Source organism: Achromobacter sp. Marseille-Q0513 (genome assembly GCF_018195695.1).
GTDB lineage: Bacteria > Pseudomonadota > Gammaproteobacteria > Burkholderiales > Burkholderiaceae_B > Achromobacter.
The window spans coordinates 1-19,049 of sequence record NZ_JAGTJY010000012.1 but is presented as its reverse complement, the minus strand read 5'-3'; the positions used below and the strand labels follow the sequence as shown (position 1 = coordinate 19,049).

15 protein-coding genes are annotated in these 19,049 nt (G+C 67.2%); 11 read left to right on the top strand and 4 right to left on the bottom strand.

Features of this window, described 5'->3' with window-relative positions; genetic code table 11:
- The 3 genes from KDH83_RS04725 to mnmE form a co-directional block, all read right to left on the bottom strand.
- Positions 1 to 868: NAD(P)/FAD-dependent oxidoreductase (locus KDH83_RS04725; RefSeq protein ID WP_212313139.1), on the bottom strand; the 868-nt coding region annotated here is incomplete at its 3' end.
- A gap of 144 nt (positions 869 to 1,012) precedes the next feature.
- Positions 1,013 to 1,651: a hypothetical protein gene (locus KDH83_RS32455; RefSeq protein ID WP_249204853.1), complete on the bottom strand. Its 639-nt coding sequence runs from the start codon at positions 1,649 to 1,651 to the stop codon at positions 1,013 to 1,015.
- A 505-nt stretch (positions 1,652 to 2,156) separates the two neighbouring features.
- Complete coding sequence (gene mnmE, locus KDH83_RS04710) at positions 2,157 to 3,509, bottom strand: tRNA uridine-5-carboxymethylaminomethyl(34) synthesis GTPase MnmE (protein WP_212313135.1); 1,353 nt, start codon at positions 3,507 to 3,509, stop codon at positions 2,157 to 2,159.
- A 121-nt stretch (positions 3,510 to 3,630) separates the two neighbouring features.
- Between mnmE and KDH83_RS04705 the strand changes: the two genes are divergently transcribed.
- From KDH83_RS04705 to katG, 11 genes are all read left to right on the top strand, one after another.
- The gene (locus KDH83_RS04705) at positions 3,631 to 5,217 is read left to right on the top strand and encodes an ABC transporter substrate-binding protein (protein WP_212313134.1); all 1,587 of its coding nucleotides are present in this window, start codon (positions 3,631 to 3,633) and stop codon (positions 5,215 to 5,217) included.
- A 22-nt stretch (positions 5,218 to 5,239) separates the two neighbouring features.
- Positions 5,240 to 6,214 (top strand): ABC transporter permease, encoded by a 975-nt coding sequence (locus KDH83_RS04700; RefSeq protein ID WP_212313133.1) that lies wholly within the window; start codon positions 5,240 to 5,242, stop codon positions 6,212 to 6,214.
- Positions 6,211 to 7,128, top strand: coding sequence for an ABC transporter permease (locus KDH83_RS04695; protein WP_212313132.1), 918 nt, complete (start codon positions 6,211 to 6,213; stop codon positions 7,126 to 7,128). The genes KDH83_RS04700 and KDH83_RS04695 overlap by 4 nt, the downstream gene beginning before the upstream one ends.
- Positions 7,129 to 7,137: 9 nt before the next feature.
- Positions 7,138 to 8,148, top strand: a complete 1,011-nt coding sequence (locus KDH83_RS04690) for an ABC transporter ATP-binding protein (RefSeq protein WP_212313131.1) — start codon at positions 7,138 to 7,140, stop codon at positions 8,146 to 8,148.
- Positions 8,138 to 9,172, top strand: a complete 1,035-nt coding sequence (locus KDH83_RS04685) for an oligopeptide/dipeptide ABC transporter ATP-binding protein (protein WP_212313129.1) — start codon at positions 8,138 to 8,140, stop codon at positions 9,170 to 9,172. The genes KDH83_RS04690 and KDH83_RS04685 overlap by 11 nt, the downstream gene beginning before the upstream one ends.
- Before the next feature lie 208 nt (positions 9,173 to 9,380).
- Complete coding sequence (locus tag KDH83_RS04680; protein WP_212313127.1) at positions 9,381 to 10,583, top strand: M20 aminoacylase family protein; 1,203 nt, start codon at positions 9,381 to 9,383, stop codon at positions 10,581 to 10,583.
- A 230-nt stretch (positions 10,584 to 10,813) separates the two neighbouring features.
- Positions 10,814 to 11,731, top strand: coding sequence for a TauD/TfdA family dioxygenase (locus tag KDH83_RS04675; protein WP_212313125.1), 918 nt, complete (start codon positions 10,814 to 10,816; stop codon positions 11,729 to 11,731).
- Between the two features lie 65 nt (positions 11,732 to 11,796).
- Positions 11,797 to 12,840: an ABC transporter substrate-binding protein gene (locus KDH83_RS04670; protein WP_212313123.1), complete on the top strand. Its 1,044-nt coding sequence runs from the start codon at positions 11,797 to 11,799 to the stop codon at positions 12,838 to 12,840.
- Positions 12,841 to 12,902: 62 nt separating this feature from the next.
- Complete coding sequence (locus KDH83_RS04665; protein ID WP_212313121.1) at positions 12,903 to 13,742, top strand: ABC transporter ATP-binding protein; 840 nt, start codon at positions 12,903 to 12,905, stop codon at positions 13,740 to 13,742.
- A 103-nt stretch (positions 13,743 to 13,845) separates the two neighbouring features.
- Positions 13,846 to 14,733: an ABC transporter permease gene (locus KDH83_RS04660; protein ID WP_212313119.1), complete on the top strand. Its 888-nt coding sequence runs from the start codon at positions 13,846 to 13,848 to the stop codon at positions 14,731 to 14,733.
- A gap of 182 nt (positions 14,734 to 14,915) precedes the next feature.
- The gene (gene katG / locus KDH83_RS04655; protein WP_212313117.1) at positions 14,916 to 17,114 is read left to right on the top strand and encodes a catalase/peroxidase HPI; all 2,199 of its coding nucleotides are present in this window, start codon (positions 14,916 to 14,918) and stop codon (positions 17,112 to 17,114) included.
- Between the two features lie 66 nt (positions 17,115 to 17,180).
- Here katG and KDH83_RS04650 read toward each other — a convergent pair whose 3' ends face one another.
- Positions 17,181 to 18,956, bottom strand: a complete 1,776-nt coding sequence (locus KDH83_RS04650) for a hybrid sensor histidine kinase/response regulator (protein WP_212313115.1) — start codon at positions 18,954 to 18,956, stop codon at positions 17,181 to 17,183.
- Positions 18,957 to 19,049: the final 93 nt, after the last annotated feature.

Sequence of the window (19,049 nt, the reverse complement as noted above, 5' to 3'; positions counted from 1 at the left end):
TCATGGCATGGGCCGCATCGCCCACCAGGCAGATGCGGCCCTGCGCCAGCCGCTTGGGCCAGGCATGACGATAGGTGGCGAAGCTGAACTGCGAGTGATCGCGGATCTGGTCCACCACGGGACGGCTTTGCGGCCAAAAGCGGACCAGCTCGGCTTTCCACGTTTCCAGGTCCGATTCCTGCCATTGCGCATGGCGCGCGACAGGCAGGCTCCAGAACATCGCGATGTCCAGTTGCGCGCCGGTGTAGCTGCACGGCATCAGGCCGAACAGCTTGCGCGGGCCGTGCATGCGTTGATGCAGGATGGTCGGCCATTGCCAGTCCGCCACGCTGATCATGCCGTTCAGGGCGCCCCAGGCATAAGGCGAGGTCGGCGCGGACAGGCCGCATTGCTGCGCCAGGTCGGAGCCCGAGCCGCTGGCGATCACCGCGCCTTCATAGACCTGCTCATGTTCGCCCCAGCGCAGCAGCACGCGATCGCGGGAGGGCTCCAGCGCGGCGATCGGCGCGTCCAGATGCAGGCGCACGCCCAGCTCGCCCGCGCGCTGCTGCAACACCCGCGTCATCGCGGGCCGCGTCACGGCGCGCGCCGGCAGGTCTTGCGCATAGGGGATGTCGACCAGCAGCCAGGAACGATGGCTGCGGCCCTCCAGGCGGTGGATGGGCACGCTGGCTTGGGCGAAGGCATCGAGGGCGCCCAGCTCGCGCAGGGCCAGCAATCCGCCCGGCTGGATCAGCATGCCGGCCCCCACGGGGGCCAGCGTGGGGTGGCGTTCGAAGACGTCGACCTCGGCGCCTTCGCGCGCCAGCGCGATGGCACAGGCCAGGCCGGCGGTGCCGGCGCCGATGATGGCGATTCTTGGGGTCATGCTTCTGCGAGGCCGCCAGGCAAGCGACGTATAAGGGACAAATCAAATTGGACGTGGATTTTTCGTCCTTTTTTCTTAATTAAACATAAGAATCAATGGGTTATAGGTATTTCGTTTGCTAGACCAAGCTAAGATTTCAACGCTTTAGCTAAGAGGCTGGCCCATCGCCAAGCGCCAGATTGCCGTTGACCTGCCTCCTTCCCTATAAATGATGCCTTCGCGCCGCATGGCCTGCATCAAATTGCGAATCTTGTGGCCCTGTTGTGTCGCATCCAGCACGTCCGGCAGCTTGGGTAGCAGCAAGGCGTCGATATCTTGTCGGCTTGCTTGTCCGTAACGCTTCAAATAATCGACGATCAGTTCCCGGTAGTAGCCGTCATCCAGACCGCGATTGCGGATATAGCGCGCCTTGTCATCAGTCCATGCGGCGACTTGGGCAGAGACGAAGATGTTCGGCGCACGGCCTTCGACGAGCTTGGCTTCCCTAAGCAAACGCAGCTCGTCCGTGGAGAGCGCCTGACGCTTCTGGACTTTGTCGAGCAGCAGCACCTGACGCAGGTCCAAATCGGTCCGTTTCATCAGCAACTGGGTGTATTTCACATCCAGGATCTTGCCGCTTATGACGACTTCCACGCGGGGCAGACCCAATTCGCTGGCGCCGAGAGCATAGTCCGGCAAGGGAAAGAACCGTTGCCGCTGAGTTTCGAACATGCGGCGGATGCCACTGCCCACCTGATCGATCATGCGCAGGCGAATCATGCCGTCGATCAGCCACTGATTCAAAGGCCAGGGGCGCCGAACGCGGAGGATGGATTTCCAGCACGATCGATCGGCCATCGGGATGCTTCACTTCATGAAAGCGAAAATCGGGCCGCGGCAGGATGTGCTGGGTCAGCCACATGACCAACGGTTGATTGCCCGCGCCTTTGGCCGACGCAGGATCAAAGCGTGTTCCTTTGACCTGGTGCGTCTGGTCGTCGATGCCCCAAACCAGCCACGCGCGGTCTTGCCGTTCCAGCACGGCGGTATTGGCAAGCGCGGAGAGATATTGGCCTATGTCTTCCGCCTTGTCCCAGTTGGACTTGAATTCCACCACCGCGCTTTCATGGGACTGGCCGCGCAGCCGATCGATCAGGGCGATGAGGGCGGTCTGATCTGCGACATCCGAGGTGGTCATGGGCCATGTACTCAAGTGCGATGTTGTCCAGGTACTTTTCGTGGGTGGCGAGGGCGTGCGCCGCGTGGACTGATACCTGACGGAGCTTGCGTGCCGCATGCCTGCGGGCGATTACTTCCCAATACAAAAACTGGAAAAAATCTCCCCCAGCAAATCATCGCTGGTGAACTTCCCCGTGATCCCCGACAAGCTGTCATGCGCCAGCCGCAGTTCCTCGGCGAACAGATCCAGCACCCGGTCATCCTGCTCCGCATGCTCGCCCGCCAGCGCCAGATGCTCGGCCGCCGCCTGCAACGCATGCAGATGCCGTTCACGCGCCAGCCACGGCGATTCAGCGCCCGGATTCCACCCCGCGATCTTCAGCAGTTCCGCGCGCAGCGCATCCAGCCCCAGTCCGCGCTTGGCCGAGATGCCCAGTTCGCCCGGCCCGGCGGAAAAGGCTGTGGATAACAGATCCACCTTGTTGAACACCTTCAGCATCGGCGTGCGCGGCGGCAGGCGGGCGGTGATCTGGGCGTCGAGTTCGTCGCCGGGCTGGGTGGCGTCCTGCAGGTGCAGGATGAGGTCGGCGCGTTCGATTTCCTGCCAGCTGCGGGCGATGCCGATGCTTTCCACCGTGTCCTCGGTTTCGCGCAGGCCGGCGGTGTCGACGATGTGCAGCGGCACGCCGTCGATATGGATTTCCTGCACCACCTTGTCGCGCGTGGTGCCGGCGATGGGCGTGACGATGGCGATGTCGTCGCCGGCCAGCGCGTTGAGCAGGCTGGACTTGCCGACGTTGGGCTGGCCGGCCAGCACCACGTGCAGGCCCTCGCGCAGGATAACGCCCTGGCGGGCCTGGGCGATCAGGTGGCCGAGGTCGGCGGTCAGCGCGTCCAGCGTCGGGCGGGCCTGATACTTTTCAAGGAAGTCGATTTCCTCTTCGGGGAAATCCAGCGTGGCCTCGACCAGCATGCGCAGGTGGATGATGCGGTCGGACAGGTCGTTGACGCGGGCCGAGAATTCGCCCGACAACGAGGCCATGGCGCCGCGCGCGGCAGCTACCGAGGACGCATCGATCAGGTCGGCCACGGCCTCGGCCTGGGCCAGGTCCATGCGGTCGTTGAGGAAGGCGCGGCGGGTGAACTCGCCGGGCTCGGCCAGGCGCAGGCCCTGGTCGCGGCCGGCGGCCAGGCAGCTGTCGAGCACGCGGCGCAGCACGGCGGGGCCGCCGTGGCCCTGCAGCTCCAGCACGTCCTCGCCGGTATAGGAATGCGGGGCGCGGAAGTACAGCGCGATGCCTTCGTCGAGCAGCTCGCCGTCCGTCGATTTGAACGGCAGGTAGTGCGCGTGGCGCGGCGTGAGGTCGCGCTGGAACAATGCGCGCACCAATCCGGACAGGTCCGCACCGGAAACGCGCACGACGCCGATGCCGCCCCTTCCTGGTGCGGTGGCGATGGCGGCGATGGGGGCGTGGACTGACATGGCTCAATCAATAGTGCGAGGCGATAACAATAAGGGAATATAACTGTTGCGCGAGCGCTTGGTTGCTGGTTAATGTGCCCGGCTAGAGGTTCAAAACCCGAAACAATCCTGGGAGATCACGATGGCATCTCGGTTTTCGCGTGTATTGGCCTGCGGCAGCGCCGCGGTGGTGTTGGCATTCGGCGCCTGTAGCGCGGCCATGGCGCGCGATCTGGTGATCGCGCTCAAGACCGAGCCGTCTTCGATGGATCCGCAATACCACGCGCTGACGCCGAACACGCAGATCTCCCAGACCATCTTCGATACCCTGGTCGCCACCGACGCGCAGTTGAAGCCGGTGCCGGCGCTGGCCGAGTCCTGGACCGTGGACGGCAAGGTCTGGACCTTCAAGCTGCGCTCCGGCGTGAAGTTCTCGGACGGCACGCCCTTCACCGCCGAGGACGTGGTCTTCACCTATGACCGCGTGCCCAAGGTGCCGAACAGCCCCTCGCCCTTCACGCTGTACCTGGGCTCGGTCGCCAAGACCGAGGCCGTCGACCCGATGACGCTGCGCATCACCACCAAGGACGTGGCGCCGAACCTGCTGGTGAACCTGGCGCAGCTGCCCATCATGTCGAAGAAGGCCGCCTCCGGGCCGGCCGCCGAGGGCAAGACCACCACCGAGCTGAACAGCGGCGACGGCCTGGTGGGCACCGGCCCCTACAAGTTCGTGTCCTGGAAGCGCGGCGCCGAGTTCGTGCTGGCGCGCAATGACAGCTATTGGGGCAAGAAGCCCGAGTGGGACAAGGTGATCTACCGCCCGATCAGCAATCCCGCCGCGCGCGTGGCCGCGCTGCTGGCCGGCGACGTGGACATGATCGAGGATCCCCCAACCGACGACCTGCCCAAGCTCAAGGGCGACAAGAAGCTCTACGTCGAGGAAACCCCCTCGGTGCGCGTGGTGTACGTGGCGCTGGACCAGCATGCCGAGCCCTCGCCCGGCGTGCAGGGCACGGACAAGAACCCGATGAAGGACAAGCGCGTGCGCGAGGCGCTGTCGCTGGCGCTGAACCGCGACGCGCTGGTCGAGCGCGTGATGGGCGGCGTGGCGCTGCCCGCCGGCAACCTGCTGCCCTACCCCATGTTCGGTTCCAGCAAGGAGCATTCCAAGGCGCCCAAGGCCGATGTGGAAAAGGCCAAGGCGCTGCTCAAGGAAGCCGGCTATCCCAATGGCTTCTCGATCACGCTGGGCTCGCCCTCGGGCCGCTACGTGAACGATTCCAAGGTGGCGCAGGCGATCGCGTCCATGTGGACGCGCATCGGCGTGAAGACCAGCGTGGATGCGATGGCGCCGCCGGTGTTCTTCAAGAACCGCGATTCCTATGCGTTCTCGGCCTATCTGGCGGGCTGGTCGGTGACCAGCGGCGAGATGTCCAACGCGCTGACCGCGCTGCTGGTGACGCGCAATCCGGAAGCGGGCCTGGGCACCACCAACCGCAGCCGCTACTCCAACCCCAAGATGGATGAGCTGGTGAAGGAAGCCTCGTCCACCATGGACGATGCCAAGCGCGCCGACCTGCTCGCGCGCGCCAGCAACATCGCCATGGACGACTACGCGATGCTGCCGGTGCACTTCGAGCTGTCGGTGTGGGCCATGAAGAGCGACATCCGCTACCAGGGCCGGCCCGATCAGGTCACCCTCGCGCAGTTCGCCACCCTGAAGAAGTAACGCGCATAGCGGGCGGTTTCACGTGCTGGCGACTATCGTAAGAAGGCTGTTGCAGACTGTCGTGGTCATGCTGGTGATGTCGGCGCTGGTGTTCGCCGGCATCTACATGGTGGGCGATCCGGTGTCGATGCTGGCCAGCCCGGAGGCCACCGAGGCCCAGCGCGCGGCGATCCGCGCGTCGCTGGGCCTGGACCTGCCATTGTGGCGGCAGTACCTGATCTTCATGGGCCAGGCGGTGCGCGGCGACTTCGGCAACAGCTTCCTGACCGGCGAGCCGGCCATGCGCCTGATCCTGGAGCGCATGCCGGCCACGGTGGAGCTGGCTTCGGTGGCCATGCTGCTGTCGGTGCTGATCGGCGTGCCGCTGGGCATCCTGGCGGGCCTGAAGCCGCGTTCGCCCGGCTCGCGCGCCATCATGACGGGCTCGGTGCTGGGCTTCTCGCTGCCGAACTTCTGGGTCGGGCTGATGCTCATCATGGTGTTCGCCGTGATGCTGGGCTGGGTGCCGGCCGGCGGACGCGGACAGACCGTCAGCATCGGCTCGCTGCAGCTCAGCGTGCTGACGCTGGACGGCTGGGCCAGCCTGGCGCTGCCCGCGGCCACCATCGCCTTCGCCAAGTGCGCCATGATCATCCGCGTGACGCGCGCCGCCACGCGCGAGGCCCTGCCCATGGACTACATCAAGTTCGCGCGCGCCAAGGGCCTGTCCGAGCGCCGCGTGCTGGGCGTGCACTTGCTCAAGAACATCCTGATCCCCGTGGTGACGGTGGCCGGCCTGGAGTTCGGCCAGGTCATGGCCTTCGCGGTGGTCACCGAGACCGTGTTTTCCTGGCCGGGCATGGGCAAGCTGCTGATCGATTCCATCATCAACCTGGACCGTCCGGTGGTGGTGGCGTATCTGCTCCTGATCGTGTTCTTCCTGGTCATGCTCAACCTTGTGGTGGACATCATCTACACGGTGCTGGATCCCCGCGTCAGACTGGACGGCCGCCGATGACCACGCCCGCCATTGCCAGCGCGCCCGCCGCGCGCTCCGAACAGACGCCCTGGCGTCGCTTCGTGTCGGATTTCTGCGCCAGCAAGCTGGCCCTGCTGGGCCTGGTGATGCTGGTCGTGATCGTGGGCGCGGCGCTGCTGGCGCCGTGGATCGCGCCGCAGAATCCCTATGACCTGGCCGCGCTGGACATCATGGATTCCAAGCTGCGGCCCGGCAGCGCAAGCGGCGACGGCGCCATGCGCTACTGGCTGGGCACCGACGGGCTGGCGCGCGATCTCTTGTCGGCCATCCTGTACGGCATGCGCACCAGCCTGCTGGTGGCGGCAGTGTCGGTGCTGGCGGCCTTCGGCATCGGCGCGACCGTGGGGCTGATCGCGGCCTACTTCGGCGGCCGCATCGACGCGCTGCTGATGCGCATCGTCGACATCCAGCTGTCCTTCCCGGCCATCCTGGTGGCGCTGATGTTGCTGGCGATCCTGGGCAAGGGTGTGGACAAGGTGATCATCGCGCTCATCGTGGTGCAGTGGGCCTATTTCGCGCGGGCGGCGCGCGGCGCGGCGCTGGTCGAGCGCGGCAAGGAATACGTCGAGGCCGCGCGCTGCATGTCGCTGGGCTGGGGGCGCGTGCTGTTCCGCCATGTGCTGCCCAACTGCATGCCGCCCCTGATCGTCATCGCCACCATCGACCTGGCACACGCCATCGCGCTGGAGGCCACGCTGTCCTTCCTGGGCGTGGGCGTGCCGGTTTCCGAGCCCTCGCTGGGCATGCTGATCTACAACGGCTTCGAGTACCTGCTGTCCGGGCAGTACTGGATTTCCTTCTTCCCCGGCATTGCGCTGGCGCTGGCCATCATCGCCATCAACCTGGTGGGCGACCACCTGCGCGATGTGCTCAACCCGCGCAACGCGGACTAGGGGACGGCGATGCAGGCGAACCTTGTGGACAAGTCCCCGGCGGCGTCCGGACCCGTGCTCGACGTGCGCGGCCTGAAGACGCATTTCTTCACGCGCAACGGCGTGGCCCGTGCCGTGGACGGCGTGGACCTGCATCTGGCGGCCGGCGAGATCCTGGGCCTGGTGGGCGAGTCCGGCTCGGGCAAGAGCATCACCGGCTTCTCGCTGATGGGCCTGCTGGACGAGCCGGGCCGCATCGTCGACGGCAGCATCCGCTTCAACGGCGAGGAGCTGCGCGGCGCGGCGCCAGCCCGCTGGCGCCAGCTGCGCGGGCGCGACATCGCGATGATCTTCCAGGATCCGATGATGACGCTGAACCCGGTGCTGCGCGTGGACACGCAGATGATCGAGGCGGTGCAGGCGCATGGCGGCGCATCGCGCGACCAGGCGCGCAAGCGCGCACTGGAAACGCTGGCCATGGTCGGCATCCCAGCGCCCGAAGAACGGCTGCGCGCCTATCCGCACCAGCTGTCCGGCGGCATGCGCCAGCGCGTGGCCATCGCCATCGCGCTGCTGAATTCGCCGCGGCTCATCATCGCCGACGAGCCCACCACGGCGCTGGACGTGACCATCCAGGGGCAGATCCTGTTCGAAGTGCAGAAGCTGTGCCAGGACACCGGCACGGCGCTGATCTGGATCACCCACGACCTGGCCGTGGTGGCCGGGCTGGCCGACCGCGTGGCCGTGATGTACGCGGGCCGCGTGGTGGAGACCGGCACGACCGAGGCCGTCATCAGCCATCCCATGCACCCTTACACGCACGGCCTGATCGCGTCGATTCCCACGCCGGAATCGCGCGGGCGGCCATTGGAACCGATACCGGGCATGACCCCTTCGCTGCTCAACCTGCCGCAAGGCTGCGCGTTCCGTGGTCGTTGCCCGCGCGCGAGCGACGCCTGTCTGGCCGAGCCCCAGCCGCAGGAAATCCGTCCCGGCCAATGGGTGCGCTGCTGGCACGCCGGAGCGCGCGATGACGCATGACGCCTCGACGCCCATCCTGTCGCTGCGCGGCGTCGAGCTGCGTTTCGTGCAGCCGGTGGACCTGGCCGGCCGCATCGCCAACCTGCTGGGCGCCGGCCTGAAGACGCAGGTCGTGCACGCGGTGGCCGGCGTGGACCTGGACGTGATGCCCGGCGAGGTCATCGGCATCGTGGGCGAGTCCGGCTGCGGCAAGTCCACGCTGGGCCGCATCGTCTCGGGCATCCTGCCGCCCAGCGCGGGCGAACTGCGCTATCGCGGCAAGCCGGTGCAGGGCCTGCCGGGCCCGGAACGGCGCGCCTACGAGCTGGGCGTGCAGATGATCTTCCAGGATCCCTACGCCTCGTTGAACCCGCGCATGCGGGTGCGCGAGATCATCGGCGAGGCGCCGGTGGCGCACAAGCTGGTGGCCGCGCGCGACAAGGCCGATTACGTGGCAGGGCTGATGCGCCAGGTCGGGCTGGACCCAGGCTATGCGCAGCGTTATCCGCACCAGTTCTCGGGCGGCCAGCGCCAGCGCATCGGCATCGCGCGGGCGCTGGCGCTCAAGCCCTCGGTCATCGTCTGCGACGAGGCGGTGGCGGCGCTGGACGTGTCGATCCAGGCGCAGGTGCTGAACCTGTTCGAGCGGCTGCGCGGCGAGCTGGATCTGACGTACCTGTTCATCAGCCACAACCTCAGCGTGGTCAGCCACATCTCGGACCGCGTGGCCATCATGTACCTGGGCCGCGTGGTCGAGCTGGCGCCCACCGAAGAGATCTTCCAGCGCGCCAATCATCCGTACACGCAGGCGCTGCTGAAGGAGCTGCCGACGCTGACGCCGGGCCGGCGCGCCTACCGGCCGATCAAGGGCGAGCTGCCGTCACCGCTGGATCCACCGACCGGCTGCGCCTTCCATCCGCGCTGCCCGCAGGCCATGCCGCGTTGCAAGACCGAGCGGCCCTTGCTGCGCGCGATCGCGCCGGGGCATGTCAGCGCCTGTCACTTGAACGATGAGGGGGCCGCGCCGGCAAGCGCCAGCGCTTGATGTGCGCCGGCCGATGGGCGGCCGTCGCATGACGGCCATCGATCGGTGGAGGCTGATTTCAGCCGTGGATCACGGCCGGGATCACGGGGTTTTCCCGGAAAAGCGCCCTCTCGCTCTTGCCCGCCGTGCTACACCTGAACAATCACCGCCATCGGCTTATCCACAGCCTTGTTCCCTTTTCCTCCGCCTGAATCCGCTGGATCCCGCCATGAAGACCATCGCCGAAATCGAACGCGCGCATCCCGAACTCACCGCGCTGCGCCGCGACATCCATGCCCATCCCGAACTTGCCTTCCAGGAAACGCGCACGTCCACGCTGGTGGCCGAGAAGCTGCGCGGCTGGGGCCTGGAAGTCCACACGGGCCTGGGGAAAACCGGCGTGGTCGGCATTCTGCGCGCCGGCAGCGGCAAGAAGACGGTGGGCCTGCGCGCCGATATGGACGCGCTGCCCATGCCCGAGCACAACCGCTTCGCGCACCGCTCCACCATCAGCGGCCGCATGCACGGCTGCGGCCATGACGGGCACACCGCCATGCTGCTGGGCGCGGCGCAATACCTGTCCACGCACCGCGACTTCGACGGCACCGTGGTGTTCATTTTCCAGCCCGCCGAGGAAGGTGGCAACGCCGGCGCGCGCGCCATGATGCAGGATGGCCTGTTCGACCGCTTTCCCTGTGACGCCGTGTTCGGCATCCACAACATGCCGGGCATGCCGGTGAACCAGTTCGGCTTTCGCGCCGGTCCGACGATGGCGTCGAGCAATCGCTGGGACATCGTGATCAAGGGCGTGGGCGGCCACGCGGCGCAGCCGCATGCCTCGGTGGATCCGATCATCGTCGCGGCCGACATGGTGCATGCCTTGCAGACCGTGATCTCGCGCAGCAAGAACCCGCTGGAACAGGCCGTGCTGTCGATCACGCAGATCCACGCCGGCGACGCCTACAACGTGATCCCGGGCGAGGCCGTGCTGCGCGGCACGGTGCGCACGTACTCGGTGGAAACGCTGGACAAGATCGAGGCCGACATGCGCCGCATCGCCACCACGCTGCCGCAGGTCTATGGCGGCACCGGCGAGTTGGATTTCGTGCGCGCCTATCCGCCGCTGGTGAACTGGGAACAGGAAACCGCCTTCGCCGCGCAGGTGGCCGAGAACGCGTTCGGCGCCGAGCACGTGCTGCGCGACATGCCGCCCTTCATGGGCGCCGAGGACTTCTCGTTCTTCCTGGAAAAAGTGCCGGGCGCCTATCTGTTCCTGGGCAACGGCGACGGCGACCATCGCATGGAAAGCTATCACGGCATGGGGCCGTGCCAGCTGCACAACCCGAACTACGATTTCAACGACGCGCTGCTGCCGGTGGGCGCCACGTACTGGGTCAAGCTGGCGCAGGCCTACCTGCCTGTGGAAAAGTAGCGGGCGGCTGCTTTCATGCCGATTTTTCACTAGCTTATGAGTTATCCACATGAAGGCGCGGCGTTCCCATAGCGGACGCCGCGCCTTATGACGCCAGGCTTTGTTCAAACGCCAATATCTTCGTTTGCGTTGCAAGGCCGGCTTTTCATAATCGATCGTTCCTGGTCCCGGCGCATCGCCGGGCCGCCCCAATCCGGTCCGGCAATGCGCCGGACGCCCAGGAGCGATCGATGCCCCAAAGCAATGCCCTGCTGCGCGATGTGGATGCGCACGCGGAACCGCAAGCCGCCCAGCCGCAAGCCTTCGAGCTGCGTCCGCTGCCGGGTCCGCTGGGCGCCGAGCTCATCGGCCTGGACCTGTCGCGCGAACTGACGCGCGAGGATTTCGCCCGCATCCATCAGGCGCATCTGGACCATCATCTGCTGGTGTTCCGCGACCAGCGCATCACGCCGCGCCAGCACATCGATTTCAGCCGCCGCTTCGGCCCGCTGATGATCCACGTGCTGCATCAGTTCCACCTGCCCGGCCATCCCGAGATCCTGACCGTTTCCAACATCGTCGAGAACGGCAAGCCGGTGGGCCTGGGTGACGCCGGCAAGTACTGGCATTCGGATATCTCGTACAAGGCGCTGCCCAGCCTGGGTTCGCTGCTGCACGCGCAGGAGCTGCCGTCTGAAGGCGGCGATACGCTGTTCGCCAACATGCACCTGGCTTACGACACGCTGCCCGAGGCGCTGCGCAACGCGGTCGAAGGTCGCCGCGCCGTGCACTCCTATCTGGCCAAGTACGGCCAGCTGCAAAAGGAAGGCAACTGGCGTCCGAACCTGAGCGCGCAACAGGTGGCGCAAGTGCAGGAAGTCTCGCATCCGGTGGTGCGCACGCATCCGGAGAACGGCCGCCGCGCGCTGTTCGTGAGCGAAGGCTTCACCACCCGCATCGAAGGCCTGCCGCAAGATGAAAGCGACGCGCTGCTGGCTGAGCTGTACGCGCACAGCGTGCGTCCCGAGCATGTCTATCGCCATCACTGGCGCGAGCATGACCTGGTGTTCTGGGACAACCGCTCGCTGATTCATCTGGCCGGCGGCACGCCCGACCATCTGCGTCGCAAGCTGTACCGCACCACCATCGAGGGCGACGCGCCGTTCTGAGCGCGCCCGCGTATCGCCAGATTTCACGCCCCGCACAGCACCACGACTTATCCACAAGGAACACCATGCGTTTGTCCGCCGCCGCAAAAGACCGATTCGCGCAAGTCCTCACCAGCGCCGGCCTGGCCCTGGTCCTCGCCGTGCTGGCGCTGGCCTCGCCCTCGCCGGCCCAGGCCGAGGGTCGCATCCGCATCGCCGAGCAGTACGGCATCGTCTACCTGCTGCTGAACGTGGCGCGCGACCAGCAGCTGATCGAAAAGCATGGCAAGGCCGAGGGTGTGGATATCTCGGTGGAATGGGCCAAGCTGTCCGGCGGCTCGGCGGTGAACGACGCGCTGCTGTCCGGCGCGGTGGACATCGCCGGCGCGGGCGTGGGGCCGCTCCTGACCATCTGGGATCGCACGCGCGGCAAGCAGAACGTCAAGGGCGTGGCCTCGCTGGGTAATTTCCCCTATTACCTGGTGACCAACAATCCCAACGTGAAGAGCATCGCCGACTTCACCGAGCGCGACCGCATCGCCCTGCCCGCCGTCGGCGTGTCGGTGCAGTCGCGCGTGCTGCAGCTGGCCTCGGCCAAGCTGTGGGGCGACGCGCACTACGACAAGCTGGACAAGATCTCGGTGGCGCTGCCGCATCCGGACGCCGCCGCCGCCATCATCGCCGGCGGCACCGAGATCACCGGCCACTTCGGCAATCCGCCGTTCCAGGAACAGGAGCTGGCCGAAAACCCCAAGGCGCGCATCGTGCTCAATTCGTATGACGTGCTGGGCGGCCCCAGCTCGTCCACCGTGCTCTTCGCCACGGAGAAATTCCGCAAGGACAATCCCAAGACCTACAAGGCCTTCCAGCTGGCGCTCCAGGAAGCCGCCGAGTTCGCCACCGCCAATCCGGAAAAGGCCGCCGACACTTACCTGCGCGTCACCGGCGCCAAGCTGGACCGCGACTTCCTCATCAAGATCATCAAGAACCCCGATGTGCAGTTCAAGCTGGCGCCGCAGAATACCTACACGCTGGCGCAGTTCATGCACAAGGTGGGCGCGATCAAGACGGCGCCGGCCAGCTGGCGCGAGTATTTCTTCGACGACGCCGTCACCGCCCAGGGCAGCTAAGGGTCAAGCCCCGCCCCGATGAGGTCTGGACGTGGGGGGCTTTAGAACCAAGGAGAACCGACATGTCCCTGCCTGCCGCCAGCCCTGTGGATAACGCTGAAAACCGAGGTCCGCTGCTGCGTGTGGATAAGGTGTCGCTCGAATACAAGACGCCGGAAAGGCGCGTGCGCGCCACGCATCAGGTCAGCTTCGATGTGCACGCGTCCGAGCGCTTCATCCTGCTGGGCCCGTCGGGTTGCGGCAAGTCCACGCTGCTCAAGGCCGTCGCCGGCTTCATCAAGCCGACCGAAGGCCGCATCGCGCTGGACGACCGGCCGGTGCAAGGCCCGGGCCCGGACCGCATCGTGGTGTTCCAGGAATTCGACCAGCTGCCGCCGTGGAAGACGCTGCGGCAGAACGTGGCGTTTCCGCTGATCGCCTCGCGCAAGCTGGGCCGGCGCGAGGCCGATGAGCGCGCCATGCATTACCTGGACAAGGTCGGGCTGGCGGGCTTCGCCGACGCCTATCCCCACACCTTGTCCGGCGGCATGAAGCAGCGCGTGGCGATCGCGCGCGCGCTGGCCATGCAGCCGCGCGTGCTGCTGATGGACGAGCCCTTCGCCGCGCTGGACGCGCTGACGCGGCGGCGCATGCAGGAAGAGCTGATGGCCCTGTGGGAAGAGGTGCGCTTCACGCTGCTGTTCGTCACCCACTCCATCGAAGAGGCGCTGGTGCTGGGCAGCCGCGTGCTGCTGCTGTCGCCGCATCCGGGCCGCGTGCGCGCCGAGCTGAACGCGCAGGCGCACAGCCTGCACAGCCAGGGCTCGGCCGCTTTCCAGGCGGCCACGCGGCGCATTCACGATCTGCTGTTCGATCAGGCGCCCGCGCGGGCGGGCGAGGCAGAGCGCCGCGTGGCCGCCTGAGGCCGACGCCATTCATTCGCTGCGCGGCTTGATTGCCGCGCCCGTTCCATACGCGGGCCCTGCCGCGCGCGATACCCACAGATTGCGATCACCGAGACCTGCCATGTCCGTCATCACCTCCGTCCACGCCGATGCGCTGGCCGCGCGTCCCGATATCGAATACGCGCTGCCGCCGCTGCCCGCGCAGGCCGCCGAGGCGCCGTTGTCCTGGCGCGAGCGCCTGTGGGCCCGCGCCGGCGTGCGCAAGCTGTTCATCCTGGCGCTGCTGGCCCTGCTGTGGGAGCTGGCCGCGCGCCTGACCGACAACGACCTGCTGCTGCCGGGCGCCTGGCAGACCGCGCAGGCCTTCGCCGCCGGCCTGGCCAGCGGCGAGCTGGCGGCGCGCGCCGGGCAGTCGCTGCGGGTGCTGGTGCAGGGTTATGTGGCGGGCGTGGCGCTGGCCTTCGCGCTGACCACGCTGGCCGTGTCCACGCGGCTGGGCCGCGACCTGCTGTCCACGCTGACCTCGATGTTCAACCCGCTGCCCGCCATCGCCCTGCTGCCGCTGGCGCTGCTGTGGTTCGGCCTGGGCGAAGGCAGCCTGGTGTTCGTGCTGATCCATTCCGTGCTGTGGGCGCTGGCGCTGAACACCTACGCCGGCTTCCTGGGCGTGTCCGAGACCCTGCGCATGGCGGGACGGAACTACGGGCTGACGGGGCTGCGCTACGTGCTGTGGATCCTGGTGCCGGCCGCGCTGCCCGCGATCCTGGCCGGCCTGAAGATCGGCTGGGCCTTCGCCTGGCGCACGCTGATCGCCGCCGAACTGGTGTTCGGCGCGTCCAGCGGCAAGGGCGGGCTGGGCTGGTACATCTTCCAGAACCGCAACGAGCTGTACACCGACAAGGTGTTCGCCGGGCTGGCCGCGGTGGTCATCATCGGCCTGCTGGTGGAAAGCCTGGGCTTCGACACGCTGGAGCGGTTGACGGTCAGGCGCTGGGGCATGCAGCGCTAGCGTGCTGCCGGAGCCGGGCGCAAGGGCCCGGCGGGCTCATTCATGAAATCAAGAATCCTGAACATATTCATTGATATGAGCTATTGATCGTATTGCAGCAATCAAATATTTCTGCACGGTGCTCTCGCGTATAGTCGTTTGGACCGGCCCGCCCGGCCGTCCATCACTGAAGGAGAGCGCCCATGTCGAGCGAAGCGAAATGCCCTTTCAACCATGCTGCCGGCGGCGGTACGACGAATCGTGACTGGTGGCCCAACCAGCTGCGGCTGGATCTGCTGAGCCAGCATTCCAGCAAGTCCGATCCGATGGACAAGGACTTCAACTACGCGCAAGCCTTCAAGAGCCTGGACCTGGCTGCGGTGAAGAAGGACCTGGCCAAGCTGATGACCGACTCGCAGGACTGGTGGCCCGCCGACTTCGGCCACTACGGTCCGCTCTTCATCCGCATGGCCTGGCACAGCGCCGGCACCTACCGCATTGGCGACGGCCGCGGCGGCGCGGGACGCGGCCAGCAGCGCTTCGCGCCGCTCAACAGCTGGCCCGACAACGTCAGCCTGGACAAGGCCCGCCGCCTGCTGTGGCCCATCAAGCAGAAGTACGGTCGCAAGATCTCCTGGGCCGACCTGCTCATCCTGACCGGCAACGTCGCGCTGGAGACCATGGGTTTCAAGACCTTCGGTTTCGCGGGCGGCCGGGAAGACAGCTGGGAACCCGACCAGGACGTCTACTGGGGCAATGAGAAAACCTGGCTGGGCGGCGATGTGCGCTACGGCAAGGGCGAAGGCAAGAACCCGTCGGGCCGCAATCTGGAGAACCCGCTGGGCGCGGTGCAGATGGGCCTGATCTACGTTAACCCGGAAGGCCCGGACGGCAATCCGGATCCGGTCGCGGCCGCGCATGACATCCGCGAGACCTTCGCGCGCATGGCCATGAACGACGAGGAAACCGTGGCGCTGATCGCCGGCGGCCATACCTTCGGCAAGACGCACGGCGCCGGTCCGGCATCCAACGTGGGCGCCGATCCCGAGGACGCGGGACTGGAACTGCAGGGCCTGGGCTGGCAGAGCAGCCATGGCACCGGCAAGGGCGCGGATGCCATCACCAGCGGCCTGGAAGTCACCTGGACCACCACGCCGACGAAATGGGGCAACGGCTTTTTCCAGAACCTGTTCGGCTATGAATGGGAGCTGAGCAAGAGCCCGGCCGGCGCGCACCAGTGGGTCGCCAAGAATGCCCAGGCAACGATTCCGCACGCCTTCGACGCGTCGAAGAAGCTGCTGCCGACGATGCTGACCACGGACCTGTCGCTGCGCTTCGATCCTGCCTACGAGAAGATCTCGCGCCGCTTCATGGACCATCCCGAGGAACTGGCCGAGGCCTTCGCCCGCGCCTGGTTCAAGCTGACCCACCGCGACATGGGGCCGCGCGCCCGCTATCTGGGCCCGGAAGTGCCGGCCGAGGAACTGATCTGGCAGGATCCCATCCCCAAGGTCAACCACCCGCTGGTCGACGACCAGGACGTGGCGGCGCTCAAGCAGAAGGTGCAGGCCAGCGGCCTGTCGGTGTCCGAGCTGGTGTCCACCGCCTGGGCGTCGGCGTCCACCTTCCGCGGCTCCGACAAGCGCGGCGGCGCCAATGGCGCGCGCATCCGCCTGGCGCCGCAGAAGGACTGGGCGGTCAACCAGCCGGCGCAGCTGGCCAAGGTGCTGAAGGCGCTGGAAGGCATACAGGCCGACTTCAACCGCGCGCAGTCCGGCGGCAAGAAGATCTCGCTGGCCGACCTGATCGTGCTGGCGGGCTGTGCGGGCGTGGAGCAGGCGGCCAAGAAAGCCGGCGTCGACGTTACCGTGCCCTTCGCGCCGGGCCGCATGGATGCTTCCCAGGAACAGACCGACGTGGATTCCTTCACGCCGCTGGAGCCGGTGGCCGACGGTTTCCGCAACTATCTGAAGACGCGCTTCGCGGTGCCGGCCGAGGCGCTGCTGATCGACCGCGCGCAGCTGCTGACCCTGACCGCGCCCGAGATGACCGCGCTGGTCGGCGGGCTGCGCGTGCTGGAGGTGCAGACGGGCCAGGACCGGCACGGCGTCTTCACCGACCGGCCGGGCGCGCTGAGCAACGACTTCTTCCGCAACCTGCTCGACATGGGCGTGGAGTGGAAGCCGCTGTCGCCCGAGCGCGAGGCCTTCGAGGGACGCGACCGCAAGACCGGTCAGCCCAAGTGGACGGGCAGCCGCATCGACCTGCTGTTCGGCTCGCATTCGCAGCTGCGCGCGCTGGCCGAGGTCTATGCCAGCGAGGACGCGCAGCAGAAGTTCGTGCGCGACTTCGTCGCCGCCTGGGTCAAGGTGATGAACCTGGACCGCTACGACCTGGCCTGAGGCCTGGCGCGGAACCTGGTCCGGGCGGCGGCCGGATCCCGAGGCTGACGCCCGGGATCCGGCGCTTCAGGCCAGCAGGCGCGCGATGGTGCTGCGCAGCCGGTCCGGATCGACCGGCTTGTTTTGCATGGGCCAGCCATGTTCGGCCACTTCGGCCAGGCGCTGCGGGTCGGTGTCGCCGCTGACCAGCAGCGCTGGAATGGCCTCGTCGTTGTATTCCTCGTGCAGGCGCTTGATGGCGTCGATGCCGGTCTGGTGTTCGCGCAGGCGGTAGTCGCTGATGATCAGCGAGACGCGGTCCATGTCCTGCGCGGTCTGCAGCAGCAGCTCGTCGACGCTGCCGGCCGCCAGCACGCGGTAGCCCCACCCTTCCAGCAGCAATTGCAGGCCGAGACGGCTTTGGACGTCGTCTTCGATGACCAGCACCAGTGGCTCGCCGGCGTGCGTCGGCAAGGCGGCGGGCTGCGGTTCGTCCGCCAGGGCCGGGGCCTGCGCCTGGGGATCGGCCAGCGGCAGCGTCAGGCTGAACATGGTGCCGCGACCGGGCCAGGAGCGCAGGCCGAGCGCATGGCCGAGCAGCCGGGTCGTGCGTTGCACGATGGCCAGTCCCAGCCCCAGGCCCTTGCTGCGGTCGCGTTCGGGGTTGCCCAGCTGATGGAATTCCCAGAAGACGCGTTCCTGCTCGTGCAGGGGTATGCCCGGGCCGCTGTCCCAGACCTCCACGCGCAGCGCGTCGCCGTCGCGGCGGCAGCCGACCAGCACGCCGCCGTGCTCGGTGTGATGGATGGCGTTGTGGATCAGGTTGCGCAGGATGCGGTCCAGCAGCGCCGGGTCGGACAAGACCGTGGCCGCGAGCGGCCGCATGCGCAGGCGCAGCGACTTTGCCTGCGCCTGCGGCGCGAACTCGTGATGCAGGCGATCGAGCACGTCGGCGATCGCCACCGGCTGCACCTGCGGACGCACCACGCCCGCGTCCAGCCGCGAGAGGTTCAGCAGGCCATCGAACAGGCCGCCCAGCGCCTGCACCGCGCGCGAGATGCTGTCCACCAGCTGGCGGCTCTGTGCGGGCAGCGCATGGCCCTTCAGCACGCCGACGAACAGGCTCAGCGCATGCACGGGCTGGCGCAGGTCGTGGCTGGCGGCCGCCAGGAAGCGCGACTTGGCCAGGTCGCTGCGTTCGGCCGCCATCTTCTCGTTCTGCAGCCGCTGCAGCAGGTCCAGGTTCTCGAAGCGCAGGCTCAGCGAATCCAGCTGCGTGCGATGCATGCGATGGGCGAAGGTCAGCGACACGGCCAGGTACAGCAGGCCCGCGACGCCCATCACCGTGAGCAGGGTCTGGTCCAGCATGGTCAGCATCAACAGCATGGGCAGGAAGTACGGCAGCAGGAAGCTGTAGAGCACGGGCAGATCGATGCAGTACGCATAGATGGCGCCGGTGCCCATGGTCAGCAGCGCGATGATCAGGAACATCTGGTGCGGCAGGGGCACGTGCTGCAGCCAGTACGCCGTCGGCAGGCCCCAGGCCAGGCCGCTGGCCAGCACGCCGGCCAGCGTGATGCGGCGCCAGCGCCGCACCCGGGGATTGTCGTTGATGCAGGGCTCGCCCTCGGCCGGCCGGAAGCGGCGCATGGCATGCCAGCGCAGCGCCGACAGCGCCAGGTTGCCGATCGCCCACCAGGCCAGCTGCGCATGCGGCACCACGTCCTGCAATGCCGCGATCATCAGGGCCATGGTCAGCAGCATGCCCACCAGGGTGAACGGCAGGTTGCGGCGCAGCACCACCACGCAGGCGGCGAAGACGGGGTCGCGGACGGGGGCGGGTTCGGAGCGGGCGGCGGGCATCGCGTTCGAGGCGGATGGGGAACGCGGACATTGTCGTCTGGTTCGCCGCGCCCGGCCAGGGGCGTGGTTCAGCCCCGCGCGTCCTCGCTCGCG